The organism is Lysobacter brunescens, assembly GCF_042677005.1.
GTDB lineage: Bacteria > Pseudomonadota > Gammaproteobacteria > Xanthomonadales > Xanthomonadaceae > Lysobacter_I > Lysobacter_I brunescens.
The window spans coordinates 371,183-394,914 of record NZ_JBHTIF010000001.1 but is presented as its reverse complement, the minus strand read 5'-3'; the positions used below and the strand labels follow the sequence as shown (position 1 = coordinate 394,914).

Annotated in this window: 18 protein-coding genes, 1 tRNA gene and 1 riboswitch; of the genes, 7 read left to right on the top strand and 12 right to left on the bottom strand. The window is 68.5% G+C overall.

Translation table 11 applies throughout. The annotated features are described in order from the left end of the window. Positions 1-141 precede the first annotated feature (141 nt). Both ACFQ0E_RS01690 and ACFQ0E_RS01685 read left to right on the top strand, forming a co-directional pair. The gene (locus ACFQ0E_RS01690) at positions 142-2,163 is read left to right on the top strand and encodes a sensor histidine kinase (protein WP_386821971.1); all 2,022 of its coding nucleotides are present in this window, start codon (positions 142-144) and stop codon (positions 2,161-2,163) included. A 10-nt stretch (positions 2,164-2,173) separates the two neighbouring features. Further along, entirely contained in the window at positions 2,174-2,860 is a 687-nt protein-coding gene (locus ACFQ0E_RS01685; RefSeq protein WP_386821970.1) for a response regulator transcription factor, read from the top strand. Positions 2,861-2,893: 33 nt separating this feature from the next. Here the strand turns inward: ACFQ0E_RS01685 and ACFQ0E_RS01680 are convergent, their stop codons facing one another. Continuing rightward, on the bottom strand, positions 2,894-4,138 hold the full coding sequence (locus ACFQ0E_RS01680) for a carboxylate-amine ligase (protein ID WP_386821969.1): 1,245 nt from the start codon (positions 4,136-4,138) through the stop codon (positions 2,894-2,896). 218 nt (positions 4,139-4,356) lie between these two features. On the opposite strand from ACFQ0E_RS01680, the gene alr reads away from it, so the two are divergent. The 3 genes from alr to dinB are packed head-to-tail and all read left to right on the top strand — an operon-like array spanning position 4,357 to position 7,757. Further along, a complete protein-coding gene (alr, locus tag ACFQ0E_RS01675; protein WP_386821968.1) occupies positions 4,357-5,484 on the top strand; it encodes an alanine racemase in 1,128 nt (375 codons plus the stop codon). Positions 5,485-5,526: 42 nt separating this feature from the next. Next, on the top strand, positions 5,527-6,627 hold the full coding sequence (locus tag ACFQ0E_RS01670; protein ID WP_386821967.1) for a PLP-dependent cysteine synthase family protein: 1,101 nt from the start codon (positions 5,527-5,529) through the stop codon (positions 6,625-6,627). Positions 6,628-6,668: 41 nt separating this feature from the next. Then, on the top strand, positions 6,669-7,757 hold the full coding sequence (gene dinB / locus ACFQ0E_RS01665; RefSeq protein ID WP_386821966.1) for a DNA polymerase IV: 1,089 nt from the start codon (positions 6,669-6,671) through the stop codon (positions 7,755-7,757). A gap of 6 nt (positions 7,758-7,763) precedes the next feature. Here dinB and ACFQ0E_RS01660 read toward each other — a convergent pair whose 3' ends face one another. The 5 genes from ACFQ0E_RS01660 to ACFQ0E_RS01640 form a co-directional block, all read right to left on the bottom strand. Further along, a complete protein-coding gene (locus tag ACFQ0E_RS01660) occupies positions 7,764-9,425 on the bottom strand; it encodes a S8 family peptidase (protein WP_386821965.1) in 1,662 nt (553 codons plus the stop codon). A gap of 102 nt (positions 9,426-9,527) precedes the next feature. After that, positions 9,528-10,028, bottom strand: coding sequence for a hypothetical protein (locus ACFQ0E_RS01655; RefSeq protein WP_386821964.1), 501 nt, complete (start codon positions 10,026-10,028; stop codon positions 9,528-9,530). Positions 10,029-10,216: 188 nt separating this feature from the next. Beyond that, positions 10,217-12,115 carry a TonB-dependent vitamin B12 receptor gene (btuB, locus tag ACFQ0E_RS01650; RefSeq protein ID WP_386821963.1) on the bottom strand — a complete coding sequence of 633 codons (1,899 nt, stop codon included), beginning with the start codon at positions 12,113-12,115 and terminating at the stop codon, positions 10,217-10,219. A gap of 122 nt (positions 12,116-12,237) precedes the next feature. Then, positions 12,238-12,480: riboswitch (cobalamin riboswitch) on the bottom strand. 48 nt (positions 12,481-12,528) lie between these two features. Further along, positions 12,529-12,918 carry a TfoX/Sxy family protein gene (locus tag ACFQ0E_RS01645; protein WP_386821962.1) on the bottom strand — a complete coding sequence of 130 codons (390 nt, stop codon included), beginning with the start codon at positions 12,916-12,918 and terminating at the stop codon, positions 12,529-12,531. Between the two features lie 38 nt (positions 12,919-12,956). Continuing rightward, entirely contained in the window at positions 12,957-13,448 is a 492-nt protein-coding gene (locus ACFQ0E_RS01640) for a GAF domain-containing protein (RefSeq protein ID WP_386821961.1), read from the bottom strand. A gap of 46 nt (positions 13,449-13,494) precedes the next feature. Here ACFQ0E_RS01640 and bioD point away from each other — a divergent pair, with 46 nt between their 5' ends. Continuing rightward, positions 13,495-14,184 carry a dethiobiotin synthase gene (gene bioD / locus ACFQ0E_RS01635; protein ID WP_386821960.1) on the top strand — a complete coding sequence of 230 codons (690 nt, stop codon included), beginning with the start codon at positions 13,495-13,497 and terminating at the stop codon, positions 14,182-14,184. A 143-nt stretch (positions 14,185-14,327) separates the two neighbouring features. Here bioD and ACFQ0E_RS01630 read toward each other — a convergent pair whose 3' ends face one another. From ACFQ0E_RS01630 to ACFQ0E_RS01605, 6 genes are all read right to left on the bottom strand, one after another. Then, positions 14,328-17,507: an efflux RND transporter permease subunit gene (locus ACFQ0E_RS01630; RefSeq protein ID WP_386821959.1), complete on the bottom strand. Its 3,180-nt coding sequence runs from the start codon at positions 17,505-17,507 to the stop codon at positions 14,328-14,330. 16 nt (positions 17,508-17,523) lie between these two features. Further along, positions 17,524-18,669, bottom strand: a complete 1,146-nt coding sequence (locus ACFQ0E_RS01625) for an efflux RND transporter periplasmic adaptor subunit (protein ID WP_386821958.1) — start codon at positions 18,667-18,669, stop codon at positions 17,524-17,526. A 56-nt stretch (positions 18,670-18,725) separates the two neighbouring features. After that, complete coding sequence (locus ACFQ0E_RS01620) at positions 18,726-19,520, bottom strand: TetR/AcrR family transcriptional regulator (RefSeq protein ID WP_386821957.1); 795 nt, start codon at positions 19,518-19,520, stop codon at positions 18,726-18,728. A 289-nt stretch (positions 19,521-19,809) separates the two neighbouring features. After that, positions 19,810-20,211 (bottom strand): phasin family protein, encoded by a 402-nt coding sequence (locus ACFQ0E_RS01615; protein WP_386821956.1) that lies wholly within the window; start codon positions 20,209-20,211, stop codon positions 19,810-19,812. A 160-nt stretch (positions 20,212-20,371) separates the two neighbouring features. Continuing rightward, positions 20,372-20,725, bottom strand: a complete 354-nt coding sequence (gene queD, locus ACFQ0E_RS01610; protein WP_386821955.1) for a 6-carboxytetrahydropterin synthase QueD — start codon at positions 20,723-20,725, stop codon at positions 20,372-20,374. A gap of 106 nt (positions 20,726-20,831) precedes the next feature. Further along, positions 20,832-20,908, bottom strand: a tRNA-Met gene (locus tag ACFQ0E_RS01605). Positions 20,909-21,097: 189 nt separating this feature from the next. Between ACFQ0E_RS01605 and acnD the strand changes: the two genes are divergently transcribed. Further along, positions 21,098-23,731, top strand: a complete 2,634-nt coding sequence (gene acnD / locus ACFQ0E_RS01600) for a Fe/S-dependent 2-methylisocitrate dehydratase AcnD (protein WP_386821954.1) — start codon at positions 21,098-21,100, stop codon at positions 23,729-23,731. Position 23,732: the final 1 nt, after the last annotated feature.

The following is a 23,732-nucleotide window of genomic DNA, read 5'->3' as shown; positions in this document are numbered from 1 at the left end:
CCTCTGCCGGGCGGTGCCGCTGCTTCCGGCGCTGATCAGGCCCCTCTGGGTGATCCCGCTGCACACCTCGGTCCCGGTTTCGCCTGTGTCGCCGGCCGCCCGTATGATCGCGGGCTCATGATCCGGTTCCGTCTCCCCCGCATGTCCGCCCCCGCCACGTCCAAGCGCCGGCAGCTCTCGCACGTCCTGCTGGTGAGCTACATCGGCCTGGTGCTGTTCTTCGCCGTGTTCCTGCTCGGCGCCAGCGTGGGCACGATCCGCGCGGCGGCCCAGGCGCAGGCGCGCAACGAGGCCGAGCGCAGCGCGTCCGAGGCGCGGCGCCGGCTGGTCGAATGGCAGCGCGAACCGGCCGTGGTCGCCGATCTGCTGATCAAGCAGCCGTCGTTGCCGTTCTACCTGCAGCGCGGGCAGTTCACCAAGGCGCGCGCGCTGATCGCCGACGTGGGCAAGACCAGCGACATCGACTACATCGGCCTGGAACGCCAGGGGCAGATGATCGGGCAGGTGGGTCTGCGTCCGCCGACCTCCGTGGCCGGCCTGGCCTTCGGCAAGCGCTCCGAGGCCTGGCGCATCGTGCGCCGCCCGGTGCCCTATGTGCAGGACGTGTTCATCGTCGTCGCGCAGCGGCTGGGCGACCGGCTGTCGCAGCGATCCGACGTCGAATACGTCGATGTCCGCCTGCGTCCGGCGATCCGCCAGCGCAGGGCGCAGCCCGATGCCTGGACCGCCGCGCTGCAGGAGGTCTCGTTCACCGGCGAAGCGGACACCTACGAGGACATCCGCGGCACGGCGGCCGTGCGCATCGTCGCCATCCGCGACACCGACGGCCGCATCGGCGCGCTGCTGGTCGCCAGCGTGCACGAACAGTGGATGACGCGGCGCATCCTCGAATGGCTGGGCATCTTCGGCCTGTCCAGCCTGGTGACCGGCGGCATCGCCTTCGCCCTGGCCTACCTGCTCGCGGCGCGCATCGCGCTGCCGTTCGCGCGCCTCACCAGCGTGGCGCGACGCCTCGGCTCCGGTGACCTCTCGACGCCGGTGGCGCCGCCGGGCACCTTCCTGTCCGAGCCGGTGGCGCTGGCCGAGAACCTGGAAAACATGCGCGCGCGGGTGAGCGCGCTGACCGAGAGCGAACGCGAGCAGCGCCAGGAACTCGACGTGATCCTCGATGGTGTCGACGAAGGCATCGTCGGCATCGACGACCACGACGTGGTGCATTACGCCAACCGCCAGTTCCTCGAACTGGTCGGACGCGAGCGCAGCGACGTGATCGGCCGGCCGCTGCAGGACACCCTCAAGCCGGTGCCGTCGTCGGCGGCGGCGGGTGAGGGCGCGATCCCCGGCCTGCCCGCGCCGGAACGCTATTTCGCGACCGACATGATGCGCCCGGTGATCGCCCGCCGCCTGCGCGCCGCCGAGGACCGCCACGTGATGGTGGTGCGCGAGGAGAACGCCATCGAGGCCGCGCGCGGCATGCGCGACCGCATCCTCGCCAACCTCTCGCACGAGTTCCAGACGCCGCTGTCGGCGCAGATCGCCTCGATCGAGCTGCTGCGCGACCACCTGCGCGACCACGGCGACGAGATCGCGATGCGCCTGGCCGACGCGCAGTATCGCGGCAGCATCCGCCTGTCGCAGCTGGTCAACAACCTGCTCGACAGCGTGCGCATCGAAAGCGGCGAGATGCGCCTGCGCCGCGCGCCGCTGGACCTGATCTCGGTGATCGCCGAAGCCATCGAACTGATGCAGCCGCTGATCGAACAGCGCGACCAGCGCGTGCTGTCGTCGCTGCCTGCGGGACCGCTGCTGGTCGGCGATGCGCAGCGCCTGTTCTCGGTGATCGTCAACCTGGTGGCCAACGCCAACAAGTTCGCGCCTGACCAGACGCGAATCTGGATCGAAGCCGAATGGGCGGCGGACCGCGTCACGGTGTGGGTCGAGGACGAAGGCCCGGGCCTGCCGGTGTCGCACACCGTCAGCGACCTGTTCGCGCCGTTCAAGCGCTCGCCGCACGAGGAACCCAGCCAGCGCGGCACCGGCCTGGGCCTGACCATCGTCCACGCCATCGTGCTCGCGCACGGCGGCGTGGTGAAGGTGGTGGAACCGCTGCGCGCGCGCGGCACGCGCATCGGCATCGTCCTGCCGCTGGAGTCGAATGCATGAGGGACTGCCCGTGAGAATCCTGGTCGTCGACGACGACGTCGAACTGGCGGGCCTGCTCCGCTTCGCGCTCAACGGCGCGGGCTACGACGTCATCAGCGCCTTCGATGGCGAGCAGGCGGTCGCGCGTTTCCGCGAGCACAAGCCCGACCTGGTCATCCTCGACGTGAACCTGCCGATCCGCAACGGCTTCGAGGTGCTCGACCTGATCCGTCGGCACAGCCAGGTGCCGGTGATGATGCTGACCGTGCGCGCGGCCGAGGAAGACGAAGTCCATGGCCTGAACCTCGGCGCCGACGACTACCTGAAGAAGCCCTTCAGTCCGCGCACCCTGCTGGCCCGCGTGCGTTCGCTGCTGCGCCGTGGCAACGAGCAACTGGAGGATGCGGTGCTGTCGCATGGCGCGCTGACGCTCAACGTCGAGCGCAGCGAAGCCCAGATCGAAGGCGGCGAAAGCTTCCGCGTCTCGATGCTCGAACTGCGCCTGCTGCGCCTGCTGCTGAGCCAGCGCGGGCGGCCGGTCGATGCGGACAAGCTGATCGGCTTCGTCTGGTCCGACCGCGACGCCGCCGACCGCGAGTCGCTGAAGCAGGTGGTGCATCGCCTGCGCCGCAAGCTGGCGGCGGCAGGCGGATCGGCGAACTGGATCGAGTACGTACCGAACGTGGGCTACGCGGTCACGACGCAGGGGCCGGGCTGAGCGCCTTCCCGATCACCGCTGCGCCCGCGGCGATCAACCGACCCTGAGCGGCAGGCGCATGCCGTCGCCTGCGCCTGCGGTGGTTTCGACCAGCCAGTCGGTCACGCGCGCGGTCGCGATCTCGCGGCTCTGCAGCGCGTCGCGCTGCTGTCGATAGATCGCCCGCTGCGCGTCGGCGCTGGTGCCGGTGTCGACGATATGCTGCAGCTGCGCGATCTCGCGCTCGCAGCGCAGGCTGGCGACGTCGGGCGCGATCAGTGCGCAAAGCCGAGCGAGGGCTTCGGCCACGCGCTCGGTGGCGCCGGTCGACGGATCGATGAACTCGGCCGCGAGTCCATGGCGCTTCGCGCGCCAGCGGTTCTCGTCGACGATGCGTCGCGTGGCGGCATCGCCGGGCGCGTCGGCACCGGGCGCGCCCAGGCGCGGATCGCGGATGTGCGCGCGCACGAGGCAGCGGAACGCGGACGCCAGCGCCAGCGTGTCCTCGATCCGCGTGCAGGCGTCGCAGATGCGCAACTCCAGGGTCGGGAAGCGCGAGGAGGGACGGATCGCCCACCACACCTCGCTGCCATCGCGCGCGGCGCCGGCGACGCGAAGGGTGTCGAGGAAGCGCGCGTACTCGGCATCGTCGGCGAAGGCGTCGGGCAGGCCGGCGCGCGGCCACTCGTCGTACGCGGCCTGCCGGTAGCTGGCGAGACCGGTGTCCTGGCCGCGCCAGAACGGCGATGAACAGGACAGCGCGAGGAACAGCGGCAGCCACGGCAGCAGGCGGTTCATCAGCGCGACGCGGTCCACGCCGTCGGGCACGCTGACGTGCACGTGCAGGCCGCAGACCAGGCTGCGCCGGCCGATCGCGGCGTAATCGTGCATCAGGCGCTCGTAGCGCGCCTTGTCGGTCGCGGCCTGCGCGCGCCAGGATGCGAACGGATGCGTGCCTGCGGCGAGCGGCTGCAGGTCGAGCTTGTTGGCGATGCGGGTCACCGCATGGCGCAGCTCATGCAGGTTCTCGTAGGCCATGGAAGCGGTGTGCAGCACCGGCGTGGCGATCTCGATCTGGGCACGATGCAACTCCTCGTGCACGCGGTCGCCGAGGCGGGCGCGGCACGCCGACAGCAGCGCCGGCGTGCGCTCGCCGCACAGATCGCGGGTTTCGGGATCGACCAGGAAGAATTCCTCTTCGATGCCGAAGGTCAGGGTGGGCACGGGCTTGGGCATGGACAGGGCGGTGCGCGTCGTCGCGAGCGGTATCGCGGGGGAGATCGTGGTGGAGGTGGCCATGGCGACAGTCTGCGATGCCGCAGGCGCGATCGCAGTTACCGTGCGGTTACGCGTTTTTTGCAGGATTTGCCGTGAAAACCGCACGATCGCGTGCGAGCGCCTGGCGAAGATGGCCGCAGGCTGAACGGGCCGGCTCCGACGGGGGCTCTATAATGGCGACCTGCCCGCGACGGGCCGGGGGCGTGGCCTCCCGCGTCGCCGGCGTCGGAATCCGCAGAATGAGTGACCGCATCGTCGTCCAGCGCCCGACCCGCATCGAGGTCGATCTCGATCGTCTCGCTGGCAACCTCCGCGCGATCCGCGACCACGTCCGCGTGCCGGTGATGGGCATCGTCAAGGCGAACGCCTATGGCCATGGCCTCGTGCCGGTCGCGCGGCACTTGGTGCGTTCGGGCGTCGACCAGCTCGGCGTGGCCTTCCTGGAGGAAGGCATCGCCCTGCGCCGCGCCGGCATCCGCGTGCCGATCCTCGTCCTCGGCGGCATCTTCGGCCCGCAGATCGCCGAATTCATCGATCACGACCTGGAGATCACCGTCTCCTCGCTCGACAAGCTGCGCCAGGTCGAGGCTGCGGCCGAGGCCAAGGGCCGCAAGGCGGTGGCGCACCTGAAGATCGACACCGGCATGGAACGCGTCGGCGTGCACAGCTATTCCTGCGCCGCGTTCATCGAAGCTGCGGTCGCTTCGCGATGGTGCGAGATCAAGGGCGTGTATTCGCACCTGGCCTGCTCGGACGATCCGGCCTCGCCGATGACCGCGCGCCAGGTCGAGCGCTTCGCCGAGGCCTGCGCGCATTTCGATCGCTTGGGCGCGCCGATGCCGCTGCGCCATCTCGCCAATTCCGGCGGCGTGCTGCATTTCCCGGAAACGTGGCTGGACATGGTGCGCCCCGGGATCCTGCTGTACGGCGTCGCGCCCGATCCCACAGCGCGCATGACCGTGCCCGTCGCGCCGGTGCTGTCGCTGAAGTCGCAGGTGGTCTACTTCAAGGTCGTGAAGGCCGGCAACACGGTCAGCTACGGCGCGACCTGGTCCTCCGACCACGACTGCCGCGTGGTCACCATTCCCATCGGCTACGGCGACGGCTATTCGCGCGCGCTGTCCTCGCGCGGCGAGGTGCTGATCCGCGGCCGTCGCTACCCGATCGTCGGCCGCGTGTGCATGGACCAGTTCATGGTCAACATCGAACGCGACACCGCCTACAACGAGGACGAGGTCGTGCTGATCGGCGAGCAGGGCGGTGAACGCATTTCCGTCGACAGCGTGGCCGCGACCATCGGCACCATCGCCTACGAAGTCCTCACCGGACTCAACGAACGCATTCCGCGCCTCTACATCGGCGGTTGAGCGCGACACGCCGCCGCCCCGCATCGCCCGAGCACCACGACCATGACCGCACGCTCCTGGACGGCTTCGGCCATCCGCCGCATCGAAGCCGACTTCAACCGCTCGGCCGACACCCACCTGATCCCGATGCGCCTGCCGGGCTTTCCCGGCATCGAGGTGTACTTCAAGGACGAGTCCAGCCATCCGACCGGCAGCCTCAAGCATCGCCTCGCGCGTTCGCTGTTCCTGTTCTCGCTGGCCAACGGCTGGCTGCGCGAGGGGCGGCCGGTGATCGAGGCGTCGAGCGGTTCGACGGCGGTGTCGGAAGCCTACTTCGCGCGCCTGCTCGATCTGCCGTTCATCGCGGTGATGCCGACCTGCACCTCGCCGGACAAGCTGCGCGCGATCGAATTCCACGGCGGGCGCTGCCACCTCGTCGACGACCCGGCGGCGATCAACGCCGAGTCCGAACGCCTCGCGCGCGAGACCGGTGGCCATTTCATGGACCAGTTCACCTACGCCGAGCGCGCGACCGACTGGCGCGCCAACAACAACATCGCCGAATCGATCTTCCTGCAGATGTCGCACGAACCGCATCCCATTCCGGATTGGATCGTGTGCAGCCCGGGCACTGGCGGCACCGGCGCGACGCTCGGCCGCTACGTGCGCTATCGCCGCTACGACACCCGCATCCTCTGCGCCGATCCCGAGCATTCGGTGTTCTACGACCACTACGCCAGCGTGCTGCGCGGCACGCCCTGCCACGAGATGACGCTGCCGCGCGGCTCGGGCATCGAAGGCATCGGCCGGCCGAAGGTGGAGCGCAGCTTCATCGCCGCCTGCATCGACGCGATGGTCAAGGTGCCCGACGCGCTCAGCCTGGCGGCGATGCGCCACGTCAGCGAGACCCTGGGTCGCCGCGTCGGCGGCTCCACCGGCACCAATTTCGTCGGCGTGCTCGCCGCCGCCGAGCGCATGCGCCGCGATGGTCGCGAAGGCTCGATCGTCACCATCCTCTGCGATGGCGGCGAACGCTATTCGCACAGCTACTACAACCCGGCGTGGTATCTCGAACAGGGCATCGATGTCGTCGCCGCCGATGCCGAGATCGCGCGCGCGGTGGCCGCAGAGGCCGTGCCCGACGCGGACTGGCTCGCGCAGTAGCGCGCGCCGACACGAGGCAGCCACCGGCGTAGACTGCATCGATGCGCAAGATCATCCACATCGACATGGATGCCTTCTACGCCTCTGTGGAGCAGCGCGACGACCCCTCGCTGCGCGGCAAGCCCGTGGTGGTGGCCTGGCGCGGCGCGCGTTCGGTGGTCTGCGCGGCCTCGTACGAAGCGCGCAAGTTCGGCGTGCGCTCCGCGATGCCCGCGGTGCGCGCCGAGCGGCTCTGCCCGCAGGCGATCTTCGTGCCGCCGGATTTCCCGCGCTACAAGGCGGTGTCGAAGCAGGTGCGTGCCATCTTCGCCCGGCACACCGAGCTGATCGAACCGCTGTCGCTGGACGAGGCCTATCTCGACGTCACCGATCCGATGACGCGGCTGGACGACGGCAGCGTGCCCAGTGCCACCGCCATCGCACAGATCATCCGCGCGCAGATCCGCGAGGAGACCGCGCTCACCGCATCTGCTGGTGTGGCACCGAACAAGTTCCTCGCCAAGATCGCCTCCGACTGGCGCAAGCCGGACGGGCAGTTCGTGATCAAGCCTACGCAGGTGTTCGACTTCCTCACGCCGCTGCCGGTGGGCTGCATCCCCGGGGTCGGCAAGGTGATGCAGCAGAAGCTGGAGACGCTGGGCATCGCCACCGTCGGCGACCTGCGCCTGCTGGGCGCGGAACGCCTGCAGCGCGAGTTCGGCAGCTTCGGCCTGCGCCTGCACCAGCGCGCGCAGGGCATCGACGAGCGACCGGTCGAACCCGACCAGCCGGTGCAGTCGATCTCTTCGGAAGACACCTTCGCGCGCGACGTGCCGCTGTCGGAGATCGAGCCGATGATCCGCCAGCTCGCCGAACGCACCTGGACCGCGACGCGCAAGACCGAGCGCATCGGTCGCACCGTCGTGCTCAAGCTCAAGACGGCGCAGTTCCGCATCCTCACCCGCAGCCACACGCCCGACGCGCCGCCCGCGAGCCTCGAACAGTTCACCGCGATCGCGCTGGCGCTGCGCGATCGCGTGGATCTGCCAGCCTCCACGCTGTATCGACTGGTGGGCGTCGGACTCGGCGGATTCCGCGAACGCGACGAGACGCTGCCGCCGCAGCCGGAGTTGTTCGGCGCAGCGGAGTGAATGGATTCAGCCGGGTTTTTTAGGCTTCCACGCCTTCGCCGCTGCGACGGCCTTTGCGGCGTCGATGCGGCCGAAGCCGTAGCGGTTCGAATGGCCGTTGGTCTTGTACGCGGAGGCGGGGCCGATCTTCTTCGCGGTGCTGGTGAGCAGCTTGCGCACGTCCTCCGGCGCGAGCTGCGGCTTGAGCGAGAGCATGAGGCCGCACAGGCCTGCGACGAGTGGTGTGGCCGAGGAGGTGCCGCCGAAGTCGTCGCAGTACAGGCCGTTCGCATCGCCGGTCTTGCCGGGGTTGAAACCGCGACCGGGGATGGAGACATCGGTGGTGAAGATGCCGCGCGTGCCGCCGTTGGAGGGCGCGACCACGCAGATCTGCGCGCCGCGATTGGAATAGCCGGCGAGTTCGTCCTTGTCGGTCGAGGCGCCGACCGCGATCGCGTTCGGATCGGTGGCGGGGTAGTCGACGGTGTTGGTGCCGTCGTTGCCTGCCGCGCAGACGATGATCGCGCCCTTGCCCTTGCGGCCGAAGCGGCGCGCATCCTGCAGGGCGAATTCGATGTCCGGACTCTTCGCGCCGCCCCACGAGCAGGAGATGACGTCGGCGAAGGTCGCGGCGTAGCGGATCGCGTCGGCGACCTGGCTTTCCGCCGCGAAGTCGTCTGCATGGAAGACCTTCACCGGCAGCAGCCGGCAGTTCGGCGCGATGCCGTAGGCGCGCGGGCCGCGACCGACGGCGACGCCGGCGCAGGGCGTGCCGTGCACATCGTTGCCGCCCATCTGGTCGAACGGCGCGCGGAAGCGCTTGGGGCGCGGGTTGAAGTGGTCGGCGTCGTCGTCGGGCAGGAAGAAGTCGCGTCCGCACAGATCGCGGGCTTCGTCGGGGTCGGGATTGCGCAACACGTTGCCGCGCAGTTCGGGGTGTTCCACATCGACGCCGTCGTCGAGCACGGCGATCACCACGCCGCGCTTGCCGCGCGTGAGTTTCCACGCCTTCGCCGCGCCGATCGTGCGCAGGTGCCACTGCTTCGCGGGTGGCGTGGAGGCCGCCGCAGGCAGGCTGCGCCGGAACTGCGACACGAAGTTCGGTGCGGCGAACGCCACTTCGTCGAGCATCGAGAGCTGAGCGGCGAGCCTGACGAGCGCTTCGCCGGGATGCCGCTGCTCGGCATCGGTGAGGATCATCTGGTCGGGGATCAGCGGATTGCGCGCGCGCACCTTGAGGCCGCTGTCGCGCAGGATCGCATTGCGCGTCTTCTGCGCGACTTCGGGATGGAAGCGCAGCACCACTTCCTTGTACAGGATGCGCATCAGCCGCGTGTCGCGATCCATCCACGCGGTGATGGTCTTGCGCTGCAGCGGCGTTTCCTTCGCGCGTCGCGCGGTGGTGCGCGGGGCGTTGAGCACTTCGCCGCCGACGCGGCTGCGATCGGGCAATTCGAAGAAGGCCTGGGCGGCGCGCATGACGCGCGCGGTGGCCATCGCGGCGACCGGCGTGCCCGAAAGCCGCGCGACGGTCTCGCCGTCCACGGATTCCAGCGACAGCGGCAGCGGTTCGAGGTCGATCCATTCGCCGGAGCCCATGCGCATGCCGAGGTCTGTGCGTGTGGCCGATTCAACAGGGACTTCGACGGCGGCGCCCGGGCGGGCGTGGGCGGACGGTTTGGGGGACATGGCGACCTCACTTCCTGTAAGGGAGGATTCGATTATCGCGGGAATCGCGTCATGGCGTGAGACTGGCGCGCCGTCGGTCGGATCGCGCGCGGCATGACCGTCTTACGAGCGGTGGAACGCGCTTTCCGCGTCGAACCAGACGGCCTCGACGTGCGCGTCGCCCTGGATCTTGCCGGTGATGTCGGGCAGGAACACGTCGCTGCCTTCGGCGGGACGGAACAGCGCCTGCTGCCGGGTGAACTTGGCGCGCGCGACGAACTCCAGGCCGTAGGCGCGCGCCAGCGCCTGCAGGTCCTGCTCGCTGGCCTCGTCCTCCAGGCGCAGCGACAGCAGGCCCGTGGGGTAGCGGCACTCGCCGCGTTCGTCGACCAGCGCGGGCATGACCAGGAAATCGTTGCCGAGCAGCTTGTGCAGGCTGCGCCAGCCCTCGCGGGCGCTGCGCGGCCGCTTGTTCAGCTTGACCACCCAGCCCGGCAGGCGACCGCCCAGCGGGCTGACGCTGGCCTTGCCCTCCAGGCGTGCCAATCCCGCAGCCTCGACCTGTGCGGTCGCGGGCCGGACGACGAAAAGGCCGGGGCTGATCTGTTCGGAGCTGGACGACATGTCCGTCCTTCGGTACTGCTGCGGGGACGCGAAACTGTGCGCGGGTGCGCATTTGGTATCACACGCCGGAGAGCGTGCGCAAGCGGATAGATGGGGGCATTCTCCGTCTGCGGCAAGCCCTCCCGATGGCCGGGAGGGCTGGGTGTCGACCGCAGCAGCGTGGGTCGCGGAGCGGTGTGGCGACCGGATCAGTCGGCCGGCTGGAAGCGCAGCATCAGCGACCAGGTGCGACCGGGCTGGTTGTAGAACGACGTGGTCTCGTAGCGCTCGTCGAACAGGTTCGCGACCCGCGCCTGCACGGTCCAATGCCGCGCGAAACGGTACTCGGCGCGCAGGTCGAGGGTGGCGAAACCGTCGATGCGACGGGTGTTGGCGAGGTTGTCGTAGCGCTTGCCCTCGGCGACGCCGGTCAGGCCGAGGCTGAAATCGCCGAAGGCGCGATCGACGTCGATGCGCGCGGTCTCGCGGGCGCGACGCGGCAGGTCGTTGCCTTCGTTGGCGCCGCGCACGCGGTTCTCCGGGTCCAGCCAGCTGGCGGCGCCGTTGACGCTCCAGCCGAACACCACGGTCTCCAGTTGCAGCTCGGCGCCGCGCAGTCGGGTCTTCTCGATGTTGTTCGGCAAGAAGATCGAACCGTCGTAGGCGATCAGGTCGTCGACCCGCGTTTCGAAGGCATTGAACGCGATGCGGCTGCGCTCGCCGCGCCAGGCCAGGCCGAGGTCGACGGTCTTCGAGGATTCCGGGCGCAGGGCCGGGTTGCCGAAGAACGGGAAGTACAGTTCGTTGAAGGTCGGCGCCTTGAATGCGGTGCCGTAGCTGGCGGTGATGCGCCAGTGCTCGGCGAAGCCCAGGCCCCACGCGACGCTGCCGGTGGTCTTGCCGCCGAACTGGTCGTTGTCGTCGCGACGCAGGGCGAGCTGCACGTCCTGCGCGCCAAAGCCTCCCTGGTACTGCGCGAACAGCGCGCGGTTGCCGCGACGGGTGTCGTCGTAGACGGTGTCGCTGTCGACGCGATCGCGCAGCCAGTCGAGGCCGACGGTCAGCACCTGGCGTTCGGCCAGGGTGATGTCGGACTGCACCGAGGCGCTGTCGCGCCGCGTGGCGAATGCGCCGCTCGGCGTGCTGCCGAGGAAGTTCTCGGACTCGTCCTTGTTGCTGCCGGCGGCGAGCTGCACGGCGACGCGCTCGCCTGCCTGCCACTTCAGCTGCGCGCCGACCACCTGCTGCACGATGTCGGAATTGTCGACGAAGCTGCCGTCGTATTCGTTCTCGCCGCTCACGCGCAAAGCATGGCCCTGCAGCGTGACCGATTCGCCGAGGTTCACGCCGCCGCGCAGCGAGAACGCATGCTGGCGGTAGCCGTCGCGATCGGGCTGGTCGTCGACGAAGCAGCCGGCGAAGATCGGGAAGCCCGCGCCACGGCATGCGTTGATGCCGTTGGTCTGCTTGAAGCCGGCGTCGAGGCCGAACCAGCCGCGTTCGCTGCCGCCGCCGATGCCGATGCCGCCTTCGCGGCGGCCGTGGCTGCCGGCGCCGGCGTTGAAACGGAACGTCGCCTCGCCGCGATCGCGACGGGTGAAGATCTGGATCACGCCGCCGATCGCTTCCGAACCGTACAGGCTGGAGCGCGGGCCGCGCACGATCTCGATGCGGTCGATCAGCGCGACCGGCAGGTCCTGGAACGAGACCAGGCCGGAGGTGGCCGAGCCCACGCGCACGCCGTCGATCAGCACCAGCACGTGGTCGGACTCGCTGCCGCGCACGAACATCGTCGTGAGCTTGCCGTCGCCGCCCTGGTTCGACAGGTTGATGCCGGCGCGGCCGCGCAGCAGGTCGGCCAGCGAGGTCGCCTGCGCGCGCAGGATCTCGTCGCGGTCGATCACTTCGACCGGCGCCAGCGCGGCGTCGGTGGTCACTGCAGTGCGGGTGGCGGTGACGACCACTTCGTCCAGCTCGTCGCCGGCATCGGCATTGGCGGCGAGGGCGGTGCCGGGCAGCGCGGCGGCGATCGCCAGGCCGAGGGGCAGCAGGCGGGAAAGACGGGGGAAGCCGGCAGACAGGCCGGCAGGAAGGACTCGGAACGACATGCAGGGACTCCATCGCGCGCACCCGCGCGCCGAACTGGTGAGGAGTCGCGATGGGACAGGCAGGGACGAGCGAAGGGCCGACGCGGACGGACGGCGACATCGCCGCGACGCCCTCCGCATCGCAACCATAGGGCTTCGTGGCCGGTCTCCGGGCTTGCGCGTCCGGCCGGCGCCCGAGGGCGTGGCCGGGGCCTTCGCGCCTTCCCGCAGCGCGTGCTGCAGTGGCGGATGATGCGAAGGGTTCACGTGCTTACCGTTGCGGGGGCAGCGCCGGAATGATGCCGTCGACGACGGCACGCACCGGCTTCCCGTTTCAATCCGGCCCAGGAACCTGTGGCCGGATCACCGCGAAGCGGCCGGCATTGTAGCGGATCGGGTCGGCTACCGCCGGCAGGCGGCGAGGGCGGTCGGGCTCAGTCGCCGCTGTCGGCGTGGTGCCCGCCGTCGGGCTCGTCGAACAGGCTGAACACCGGTGCGGCTTCTTCGCGGGCGTGGTGCGTGGTCGTCACCGGTGCGGCGGCGGGACGGCCGCGCGGCGGCGGGAGCAGGGCGATGGCCGCTTCGGCGGCGGCCAGCAGCTCGGCGCGGCGTTCCTGCGGGACTTCCTGCCAGTGGCAGCCGACCAGCGCGCCTTCGAGCGCGTAGAGCAGGTTGAGGCTGGGCTTGAAGCCGGCACGCTTGACGCGCATGAAGGCTTCGAGCGCGCCGGTCGCGCGCAGGTCGTCCTCGGTGCGGAGGCCCACCTGGCGCAGCCAGGCAGCGCTTTTCGGACCGATGTTGCGCAGTTTGAGCGGAGTGGTCATGCGGCGTCGTCGAGGAAGGTGGGCCGGGCCGCGTGCCGTCAGGCTGGTCGCAGCGAACGCAGGAAGGCCGCCGCGATGGCTTCCAGGCCTGCCTGATCTTCAACGTCGAAACGATCGGGGACCGGACTGTCGAGGTCGAACACGCCGATGAGGGTGTCGCCCTCGGCCAGCGGCACGACCAACTCCGAGCGCGAGGCCGAATCGCAGGCGATGTGTCCCGGGAAGTCATGCACGTCGGCGACGCGCTGTGTGGTGCGGGTCCGCGCGGCGGCGCCGCAGACGCCCTTGTCCAGCGGGATGCGCACGCAGGCCGGCAGGCCCTGGAAGGGGCCGACGACCAGCTCGGTGCCATCGAAGAGATAGAAACCCACCCAGTTGAGGTCGGGCAGGGCGTGGTAGACCAGCGCCGACAGGTTCGCCGCGTTGGCGATGCGGTCGGTCTCGCCATCGAGGAGGGCCTCGGCCTGGGCGAGGAGCTGGGCGTACTGTTCCGGCTTGCTGCCGGTGAGCGGGATCGATGCGAAACTCATGCGCCGAGTGTAGCAGCGACGACGCACCCGCCGCGTCGCCAGAGGAATGCCCGTGCCCGCCATCGTTCCGTACCGCAATCTGTTCGTCACCGGCACCGACACCAGCGTCGGCAAGACCGTCGCCGCGACCGCCCTGGTCCATCGCCTGCGCCTCGAGGGCCTGCGTGTCGCCGGGATGAAGCCGGTCGCCAGTGGCTGCGAGCGCACACCCGACGGCCTGCGCAACGAGGACGCGCTGGCGTTGCTGGCCGCGAGCGAGCCGCAGCCGGACTATGCCGACGTGAATCCGTATGCGCTGGAGATCCCGACCGCTCCGCAGCTCGCGGCGCGCGCGGCCGGTGTGCGGGTCGATCCCGGCGTGCTGCATGCGGCTCACGGCAGGCTCGCCGCGCGCGCCGATGTCGTGATCGTCGAAGGCGCTGGTGGCTGGCTCGCGCCGATGGACGACGGCCTGGACCAGGGCGATTTCGCCCGTGCCCTCGATGCGTGGGTGGTGCTCGTCGTCGGCCTGCGCCTGGGCTGCCTCAGTCATGCGCGACTCTCCGCCCGCGCGATCCTCGCCGACGGTTTCAAACTGGCGGGTTGGATCGGCAACACCGTCGATCCCGCCTTTGCCGAGCGCGACGCCTACGTCGAATTGTTGCGCGATGCCCTGCCGGCCCCGTGTCTCGGCGTGCTGCCGTTCGCGCCCGGCGCGGATCCTGCGCACATGGCGGAATCGCTCGCATTACCCTGAGGTGATTGTGGGAGCGACGCAAGTCGCGACACAGGTGGGGGTAAACGTCGCGACTTGCGTCGTTCCCACGGTTTTCCGGGCTTGGCCATCACAAAAGAAAAGCGCGCCGAAGCGCGCCTTTCCGTGAAGCATTGCCTGCGTGATCAGCCCAGCTGCGGCTGCGTGTCGTCGGCATCGCCCGATGCGGCATGCTCCGCTGCCTTCGGGTCGTGGGCGTGGTCGCGGGCGAGGTAGATGTAGAACGCCGGCAGCACGAACAGCGTGAACAGCGTACCGATGGTCATGCCCGAGGCGATCACCGTGCCCATCGAGAAGCGTGCGGCGGCGCCGGGGCCGCTGGCGAGCAGCAGCGGGATCATCGCGAACACCAGCGCGGCGGTGGTCATCAGCACCGGGCGCAGGCGGATCGCGGTGGCTTCCTCGATCGCTTCGCGCTTGCTGAGGCCACGTTCGATCTGCAGCTTGTTCGCGAACTCCACGATCAGGATACCGTGCTTGGAGATCACGCCGACCAGCGTCACCAGGCCGACCTGGGTGTAGATGTTGATGCTCATGCCGGGGAATGCCTCGATCCCGCTCCTGCCGAGGAAGCCGCTGGCGATGGCCAGGATGTTGAGCACCAGCAGGGCGCCGCAGATCGCCATCGGCACCGTGATCAGCATGATGATCGCGTCGCGGAAGCTCTCGAACTGCGCGGCGAGGACCAGGAAGATGATGATCAGCGCGAACAGCAACGTGACCAGCATCGTCGTGCCTTCCTGCTTGAACTGCCGCGATTCGCCGGCGTAGTCGACGCTGTAGCCCTGCGGCAGGACTTCGTTCGCCGCCTGCTCCAGGATCGCCAGCGCCTCGCCCTTGCTCACGCCGGGGCGCGGGGCGAAGGTGATCGACACGGCGTTGAGCTGCTGGAAGCGCTTGAGCGACTGCGGCTGCGCGCTTTCCTTCAGTGTGACCACGGTCGACAGCGGGATCAGCTCGCCGGTGCGCGTGCGCGTGTAGTAGTTCTCCAGCGCGCTGGCGTTGAGGCGGTCCTCGCGCTGCACCTGCGGGATCACGCGATAGGAACGGTTCTGCATCGCGAAGCGGTTGGTATAGCCGCCCGAGAGCAGCGCTGCCATGTCGGCCGCGAGGGTGCGCATGTCGATGCCCAGCGAGGCCGCCTTGTCGCGGTCGATGTTCACCTCGATGCGCGGCTTGTCGATCTTCAGGTCCTTGTCGAGGAAGATGAAGCGCTTGCTCGCATAGGCCTTGCCGAGGATCGCATCGGCCAGCTCCGACAGCTGGCTCAGTTCGCCGACGCCGCCGATGATGAATTCGCCGCCGCCACCGTCGCCGCCCGCGCTGGGCAGCGAGGGCGGGACGAGCGCGAACACGTTCAGGCCGGTCACCTGGCTGATCTGCGGCTGCAGCGCCTGCTGCAGCACCTGCTTCGTCGAGCGTTCGCGTTCGCTCCACGGCTTGAGCACGAAGCCGGCCATCGCCATCGGGCTCGCGCCGCCGCCGCTGCCGCCGAAACCGCCGTTGAACAGGAAGTAGCCGTCCACTTCGGGCGTGGCCTTCGCGATCTTGGTGATCTCGTCGGTATAGCGTTCCACGTAGTCGAGCGTGGAGTAGGGGTCGGCGCTGGCGATCGAGAAGATGAAACCCTCGTCCTCCATCGGCGCCGGTTCCTTCGGCGACTGCATGTACAGCAGCACGCAGGACACGAACACCACCGCGCCGAACGCGCCGATCATGTGCCGGGCGTGCAGCGCGCCGTGCAGCATGCGCTGGTAGGCGCGGCGCAGGCGGTCGAACTTCTCGTCCAGCCAGGATTCGAGCTTGCCCTTGGCGTGGTCGGCGTCGTGCGCCTTGAGCATCTTCGCGCTCATCATCGGCGACAGGGTCAGCGCGATCACGCCCGACAACAGCACGGATCCCGCAAGCGTGAACGCGAATTCGGTGAACAGCACGCCGGTCAGGCCGCCCTGGAAACCGATCGGCAGATACACCGCGACCAGCGTGGTGGTCATCGCGACCACCGGCCATGCCAGCTCGCGCGCGCCGCGCAAGGCCGCGTCGAACGGCTTCATGCCTTCCTCGATGTGCCGGTGGATGTTCTCCAGCACGATGATCGCGTCGTCGACGACGATGCCGATCGCCAGCACCATCGCCAGCAGGGTCAGCAGGTTGATCGTGAAGCCCATCAGCAGCATCAGGAACAGCGTGCCGACCAGCGACAGCGGAACCGTCACGGCCGGGATGATCACGCTGCGCAGCGAGCCGAGGAACAGGTAGATCACCACGATCACGATGATCACCGCCTCGATGATCGTGCTCACCACTTCATCGATGGCTTCCTGGATCGACTTCGTGCTGTCGTAAGGAATGGTGCCCTTGATGCCCTGCGGCAGCTGCGGAATGATTTCCGCTTCCCACAGCTTGCGCACTTCGCGGATCACGTCCAGCGAGTTGGCGTCCGGCGCGACGTACACGCCGACGAAGGTCGCGGCCTCGCCGTTCATGCGTACCGAGGTGCCGTACGACTCGGAGCCCAGGACCACGTCGGCGACGTCGCCCAGGCGCACGATCGCGCCGTCCTGCTCGCGGATGACCAGCTGGCGGAATTCCTCCGGCGTGCGCAGGTCGGTGCGTGCAGTCATGTCGATCGCGACCATCTGGCCCTTGGTCGAGCCGACGGCGGACAGTACGTTGTTCGACTGCAGCGCGGCCGACACATCGCTGGCCGTCACCTTCAACGCGGTCATGCGCTCGGGCTTGAGCCACACGCGCATCGCGAACGTGCCTGCGCCGAGGATGTCCGCGCGCTGCACGCCGGGCACGGTGACCAGCTTGGGCTGGATCACCCGGTTGAGGTAATCGGTGATCTGGTTGTTGTCGAGGGTCTCGCTCGCGAACGACAGGTACATCGCCGCGATCTGCTGGCCCTGCTGCAGGTCGATCACCGGGTCTTCCGATTCCGGCGGCAGCTGGCCGCGCATCTTGTTGACCTTCGCCGCGATCTGGGTCAGCGCCTCGTTCGGGTCCTGGTCCAGGCGGATGTAGGCCTGGATGGTGCTGACGCCGGCCGCGCTGGTCGAGCTCATGTACTCGATGCCCTCGGCGCTGGCGATCTCGCGCTCCAGCGGCGTGGTGATGAAGCCCTGGATCAGGTCGGCGTCGGCACCGAAGTACACGGTGCTGATGTTGATCACCGCGTTGCGCATCTCGGGGTACTGGCGGACGTTGAGTTCCGAGTACGCGCGCAGGCCGAACAGCAGGATGAACAGGTTGACCACGACCGCAAGGACGGGCTTGCGGATGAAGATGTCGGTGAATTTCATGGTGTGCCTCCGTGCCTCAGCTGTTGCCGGGCTTGGGTGCGGCATCGGCGGCCGGCTGCACCTTGTTGTTGACCGTGACCTCGGCGTCGTTGCGCAGCTTCAGCAGGCCGCTGGTGACCACGCGCTCGCCGGGCTTGAGGCCTTCGGTCACCGCGATCAGGTCGCCGCGCGTGGCGCCGGTCTTGACGAAGCGCTGGCGCACGATCAGCTTGTTGCCGGTCGCAGGCTGGCCCTTGGCATCCTTCTCGCCCGGCGCGCGCTTCACTTCCTCGATCACGAACACCGCGTTGCCGTAGGGATTGAAGGTGATCGCGGTCTGCGGGATCACCACGACGCTGCGGTCGCCGCCGAGATCGAACGCGATCCTCGCGAACATGCCCGGGCGCAGCGCGAGGTCTTCGTTGACGAAGCGCGCCTGCACCTTGAAGTTGCGCGTCTGCGGATCGATCTGCGGCTCGATCGCGACGATGGTGCCGTCGAAGGTCTTGCCGGGCATGCCGTCGAGCGATGCGCGCACCACCGAACCTTCGGCCACCTGCGCCAGCCGCTGCTGCGGCAGGGTGAAGTCGAGCAGGATCGGGTCGAGGGCCTGCAGGTTCACCAGCGGATCGCCGGGGGCAACGAACTGGCCGATGTTGATCTTGCGGATGCCGAGGACGCCGTCGAACGGCGCGCGCACGGTCTTCTGCGCGATCACCGCGCGTTGCGCTTCGACCTGGGCCAGCGAGGTTGCGGCCTGCGTCGCGCGTTCCTCGACTTCGGCCTGCGAGACGAGCTTCTGTTTGCCCAGCTCGCGCCAGCGATCGCGTTGCTGCGCCGCCAGGTTCGCCGAGGCTTCCAGCGCGCGCAGCGTGGCTTCCTCGTTTGCGGTGTTCAGCCGCACCAGCACGGTACCGGCCTTCACCCGCTGACCCGGCTGGAACAGGATCTCGCGTATCACGCCGCCGGCTTCGGCGGTCACGTCGGTGCCGTTCACCGCGACGAAGGTGCCGACCGCTTCGCCGCTCTGGCGCCAGCGCTCGCCCTTCGCAGTGGTGGCGGTCACCGCGACCGCCGGCTGCGCCATGTTGTCGAAATGCGCGTTCGTGGCCTTGGTGATGATCGCCTTCATGCCGAACACGGCGCCGAACAGCAGCACGGCGCCGAGCAGCACGATCCCCATCAGCACGTTGGGCGGAAGCCTGCGGAGGAACCCCTTGCGGGGGGGGGGCGGTACGGTCAGTCATGGGGGGATGCCTCGGGAAATGACGAAAGGGTGGCCGCGCGGGCAGTCATGGGGCGACAAGCGTTCGGGCAATGCGTGTCGAACACGTCGCGGCACAGGCGCGCGTTGAGCGCATCGAGCGCGCCGTCGTCCGACGGGTCGAACAGTGGCTGCCATCCGTAGCCGTTGAGCAGGTAGTGCAGGTGCTTCATGAGCAGCCGGTAGGGATCGCTCAGCGCATGCGCTTCGAGCAGGCCCTCGGTATGGGTCAGGGTATGCATCCCCAGGCACAGGGTCCATGGGCCAAGCGTCAGGGCCTGGGGCGTGAGGCCCAGGCCGGTGGGCAGATCGCCGCAGGCCTGCGCGCTTTCGACGATGCCGTCGACCAGCGCGCCCAATGGCGCACTGGCATCCAGCGAACGCCGACGCGTCTCCGCCGAAGCGGCGCCCCAGATCACCTCGGTCCACACGAACTGGGCCAGGCGGAAGTGCTCGGGCTGCGCGCGGATCACCATCAGGTCGGCCAGCGCGATGCTGACGATGCGCTCGCGGCTCGGACCTGACCAGCGCGCGGCGCGCTCGAACAGGCCCACCCGGCTCAGGCAGTTCCGCGTGGCCAGGGTGACCAGCAGGTCCTCCTTGCTGGCGAAGTGCTGGTACAGGGTGCCGATCGCGTAGTCGCACTCCTCGGCGATCCGCGACATCTGCAGCGACAGCAGGCCGTCGCGCTGGATCAGCTCCTGGGCCTTGTCCAGGAAGCGTTGCTCGCGTTCGGCCCGCTCGCGCAGGCGTCGGTCCTTGGTGCTCATGGGGAGGGTAGACAATACGGGCTCGCATTTTGAATCAGATTCACAATCTGATCAAGAATGATTCTCGTAAAGCCCTTTGCCGGTCGTGGCGGCCTGGGTCCGGCCGACAGGCAAAGAAAAAGCCCGACGGTGGGGGCCGTCGGGCTGGAGAGAAATGAAGCGACTTGCGAATGACGGGTGCAGACCGGGGGTGTCTGCAATCCCATGGGGAGCGGTGAAGCGGCAGCGCCGGAGAGGGCGTCGCCAGGTCGGAAGCCGCAGGCTGCCGACCGGTTGTCGCATGATCAGATCAACGCGAAGCCTTGCGGCCAGCGGCCTTCGCCACGGCTTCGGCCTCGGTCTCGACGGTCTTGGCGACGGTCTCGAACTGGGTCTTGGCGATCTGGGCAATGGCTTCGTTGGTCTTCAGCGTGCGGCCGAACACTTCCTGGCCGGCGCCGATGGTGCGCTCGACGTTCTCGCGGGCCACCTGCACGCCCTTCGGCCACACGTTCTTCAGGCCGTCGACGTCACGGACGTCGGCCAGCTCGCCGAAGAAGGCGAAGGTCGCGTTCATGTTCTCTTCGATCGCGTTCAGCTGCAGGCCGAACACGGCTTCGGTGTTGGCGAGGGCCAGACGACCGACCTGGGCGGTGGTGTCGGCGAAGTGACGGGTCGACTTGGCGAACTGTTCGTTGAACTGCTGGTACATGACGGGCTCCTGGGGCTGTTGGCCGGCCGAGGGGGATGCCGGTGTTTGGTGCGGTGCAACATACCCGGTTTTTGTTGCATCGCAACAAAAAGCCGACGAGCGGTCACGTCGGAGCCAGCGTCTCCTTGAAAATCAATGGTTTGCAGATGAATGCCGGCGCTCAGCCGCGGTAGCGGCTGCCCGAAGTACAGGTCTCGTGGACCACGACTTCGCTCAGCAGGGGCAGGGCCGGCTTGAGCCGGTCCCAGATCCACCGCGCCAGCTGCTCGCTGGTCGGGTTCTCCAGGCCCTCGATGTCGTTGAGGTAGTGGTGGTCGAGCTGGTCGTACAGCGGCTTGAAGGCCGACTTGATGTCGGCGAAGTCCATCACCCAGCCGGTGTGCGCATCGATCTCGCCGGAGACGTGGATCTCGACCCGGAAGGAATGGCCGTGCAGCCGCGAGCACTTGTGGCCCGGCGGCACGTTCGGCAGCCGGTGCGCGGCTTCGAGGGTGAAGATCTTGAAGATGTCCATGGACGGCATTCTCGCGCGAACGGCCGGCGGATGCGCCGGATACGAAAAACCCGCCGATCGGCGGGTCTGTCGGGATTGCGGCCGGCGTGCGCGGCTGCAGGGATTATGGTGGCTATGGGTGGACTCGAACCACCGACCCCAGCATTATGAGTGCTGTGCTCTAACCGGCTGAGCTACATAGCCTTGGGGGCGGGCATTGTCCATGGCGGCGCGTCGGCCGTCAACCTGTGCCAAGGGCGGATGACGCTGCGGCGGCCCCTCCCGGATAATGGCGGACTTCAGTCACCCGCTTTCCGGCCGCGCAAGGCCGCCGGCGCCGACCTCGGCCCGCGCGCTGCGCGTGCGCCGACTTCGCCCAGGACGCCGCCGCCCATGAACAGCACCCACCGCAAGCCCCTCCCGGGCACCGCCCTCGACTATTTCGACGCCCGCGCGGCGGTGGAGGCGCTGCAGCCGGGGGCCTGGTCGGGCCTGCCGTACACCTCGCGCGTGCTGGCCGAGAACCTGGTGCGCCGTGCCGATCCCGCGCGGATCGACGCCTTCCTGTCGCAGCTCATCGAACGCCGCCGCGACCTCGACTTCCCCTGGTTCCCGGCGCGCGTGGTCTGCCACGACATCCTCGGTCAGACCGCGCTGGTCGACCTCGCCGGCCTGCGCGACGCCATCGCCGACCAGGGCGGCGATCCGGCGCAGGTCAATCCGGTGGTGCCGGTCCAGCTCATCGTCGACCACTCGCTCGCGGTGGAATGCGGTGGCTACGATCCGGATGCGTTCGCGAAGAACCGCGCCATCGAGGACCGCCGCAACGAGGACCGCTTCCACTTCATCGATTGGACGAAGAAGGCCTTCCGCAACGTCGACGTGATCCCGCCGGGCAACGGGATCATGCATCAGATCAACCTGGAGCGGATGTCGCCGGTGATCGGTGTACAGCATTTCGATGACGGCCGGGGTGTCGCCTATCCCGACACCTGCGTCGGCACCGACAGCCACACGCCGCATGTCGATGCGCTGGGTGTCATCGCGATCGGCGTCGGCGGGCTGGAAGCGGAGAACGTGATGCTCGGCCGCGCCTCGTGGATGCGTCTGCCCGACATCATCGGCGTCGAACTCACCGGCAAGCCGCAGCCGGGCATCACCGCGACCGACATCGTGCTCGCGCTCACCGAATTCCTGCGCAAGCAGAAGGTCGTCGGCGCCTACCTCGAATTCTGCGGCGAAGGCGCGGCGGCGCTCACGCTGGGCGATCGCGCAACGATCTCGAACATGGCGCCCGAATACGGCGCGACTGCCGCGATGTTCTTCATCGACGGCAACACCCTCGACTACCTCAGGCTCACCGGTCGCAGCGACGAGCAGGTCGCGCTGGTCGAGACCTATGCGAAGACCCTCGGCCTGTGGGCCGACGATCTCGGGGCTGCGCAGTACGAGCGCACGCTGACGTTCGATCTGTCCACAGTCGTGCGCAACATGGCCGGCCCGTCGAACCCGCATGCGCGCGTCGCGGTGAGCGAGCTTGCCGCGAAGGGTATCGCCGACGATGCCAAGCTGCAGGCGGGCAAGGCACAGGAAGCCGAAGGCCTGATGCCCGATGGCGCGGTGATCATCGCCGCGATCACCAGTTGCACCAACACCTCGAACCCGCGCAACGTCATCGCCGCCGGCCTGCTTGCGCGCAACGCGCGTCGCGCCGGCCTGGTGCGCAAGCCGTGGGTCAAGAGCTCGCTCGCACCGGGTTCGAAGGCGGTCGCGCTGTATCTCGAAGAAGCGGGCCTGAAGGACGATCTCGAAGCACTCGGCTTCGGCATCGTCGCCTTCGCCTGCACCACCTGCAACGGCATGAGCGGCGCGCTCGATCCGAAGATCCAGCAGGAGATCATCGATCGCGACCTGTACGCGACCGCGGTGCTGTCGGGCAACCGCAATTTCGACGGCCGCATCCATCCCTACGCGAAGCAGGCGTTCCTGGCCTCGCCGCCGCTGGTCGTCGCCTACGCCATCGCCGGCACGATCCGCTTCGACATCGAGAAGGACGCGCTGGGTCATGACGCGGCTGGCAACCCGATCACGCTCAAGGACCTGTGGCCGAGCGACGCGGAGATCGACGCGATCGTGAAGGCGAGCGTGAAGCCCGAGCAGTTCCGCAAGGTCTACGAGCCGATGTTCAAGGTCGTGGTCGAACACGGCGAGCGCGTGACGCCGCTGTACGACTGGCGCCCGATGAGCACTTACATCCGTCGTCCGCCGTACTGGGAAGGCGCGCTGGCGAAGCCGCGCACCCTGCAGGGCCTGCGTCCGCTCGCTGTGCTTGGCGACAACATCACGACGGATCACCTGTCGCCGTCGAACGCGATCCTGGCCAGCAGCGCTGCGGGCGAATATCTCGCGAAGATGGGCCTGCCGGAAGAAGACTTCAATTCCTACGCCACGCATCGCGGCGACCACCTCACCGCGCAGCGCGCGACTTTCGCGAACCCGACCTTGCTCAACGAAATGGTGCGCAACGCCGACGGTACGGTGAAGAAGGGCTCGCTCGCCCGCGTCGAACCGGAAGGTCAGGTCATGCGCATGTGGGAAGCGATCGAAACCTACATGCATCGCGGCCAGCCGCTGATCATCATCGCCGGCGCCGACTACGGCCAGGGCAGCTCGCGCGACTGGGCGGCCAAGGGCGTGCGCCTCGCCGGTGTGGAAGCGATCGTCGCCGAAGGCTTCGAACGGATTCACCGGACCAACCTGATCGGCATGGGCGTGCTGCCGCTGGAGTTCAAGCCCGGCACCACGCGCCTCACCCTCGGCCTCGACGGCACCGAAACCTACGACGTCATCGGCGACCGCACCCCGCGCGCCGACCTTACCCTCGTCGTGCACCGCCGCAGCGGCGAGCGCCTCGAAGTCCCGGTCACCTGCCGCCTCGACACCGCAGAGGAAGTCTCGATCTACGACGCCGGCGGCGTCCTGCAGCGATTCGCGCAGGATTTCCTCGAAGCGAGCAAGGTGGCCTGAT

What these genes read in the sequence shown, in the direction of transcription:
- ACFQ0E_RS01690 (WP_386821971.1), top strand. Translation starts at nt 142, where the DNA reads ATGTCCGCCCCCGCCACGTCCAAGCGCCGGCAGCTCTCGCACGTCCTG.
- ACFQ0E_RS01620 (WP_386821957.1), bottom strand. Translation starts at nt 19,520, where the DNA reads ATGAGCACCAAGGACCGACGCCTGCGCGAGCGGGCCGAACGCGAGCAA.
- ACFQ0E_RS01655 (WP_386821964.1), bottom strand. Translation starts at nt 10,028, where the DNA reads ATGTCGTCCAGCTCCGAACAGATCAGCCCCGGCCTTTTCGTCGTCCGG.
- bioD (WP_386821960.1), top strand. Translation starts at nt 13,495, where the DNA reads ATGCCCGTGCCCGCCATCGTTCCGTACCGCAATCTGTTCGTCACCGGC.
- btuB (WP_386821963.1), bottom strand. Translation starts at nt 12,115, where the DNA reads ATGTCGTTCCGAGTCCTTCCTGCCGGCCTGTCTGCCGGCTTCCCCCGT.
- queD (WP_386821955.1), bottom strand. Translation starts at nt 20,725, where the DNA reads ATGGACATCTTCAAGATCTTCACCCTCGAAGCCGCGCACCGGCTGCCG.
- acnD (WP_386821954.1), top strand. Translation starts at nt 21,098, where the DNA reads ATGAACAGCACCCACCGCAAGCCCCTCCCGGGCACCGCCCTCGACTAT.
- ACFQ0E_RS01615 (WP_386821956.1), bottom strand. Translation starts at nt 20,211, where the DNA reads ATGTACCAGCAGTTCAACGAACAGTTCGCCAAGTCGACCCGTCACTTC.
- dinB (WP_386821966.1), top strand. Translation starts at nt 6,669, where the DNA reads ATGCGCAAGATCATCCACATCGACATGGATGCCTTCTACGCCTCTGTG.
- ACFQ0E_RS01640 (WP_386821961.1), bottom strand. Translation starts at nt 13,448, where the DNA reads ATGAGTTTCGCATCGATCCCGCTCACCGGCAGCAAGCCGGAACAGTAC.
- ACFQ0E_RS01670 (WP_386821967.1), top strand. Translation starts at nt 5,527, where the DNA reads ATGACCGCACGCTCCTGGACGGCTTCGGCCATCCGCCGCATCGAAGCC.
- alr (WP_386821968.1), top strand. Translation starts at nt 4,357, where the DNA reads ATGAGTGACCGCATCGTCGTCCAGCGCCCGACCCGCATCGAGGTCGAT.
- ACFQ0E_RS01630 (WP_386821959.1), bottom strand. Translation starts at nt 17,507, where the DNA reads ATGAAATTCACCGACATCTTCATCCGCAAGCCCGTCCTTGCGGTCGTG.
- ACFQ0E_RS01645 (WP_386821962.1), bottom strand. Translation starts at nt 12,918, where the DNA reads ATGACCACTCCGCTCAAACTGCGCAACATCGGTCCGAAAAGCGCTGCC.
- ACFQ0E_RS01680 (WP_386821969.1), bottom strand. Translation starts at nt 4,138, where the DNA reads ATGGCCACCTCCACCACGATCTCCCCCGCGATACCGCTCGCGACGACG.
- ACFQ0E_RS01625 (WP_386821958.1), bottom strand. Translation starts at nt 18,669, where the DNA reads ATGGGGATCGTGCTGCTCGGCGCCGTGCTGCTGTTCGGCGCCGTGTTC.
- ACFQ0E_RS01660 (WP_386821965.1), bottom strand. Translation starts at nt 9,425, where the DNA reads ATGTCCCCCAAACCGTCCGCCCACGCCCGCCCGGGCGCCGCCGTCGAA.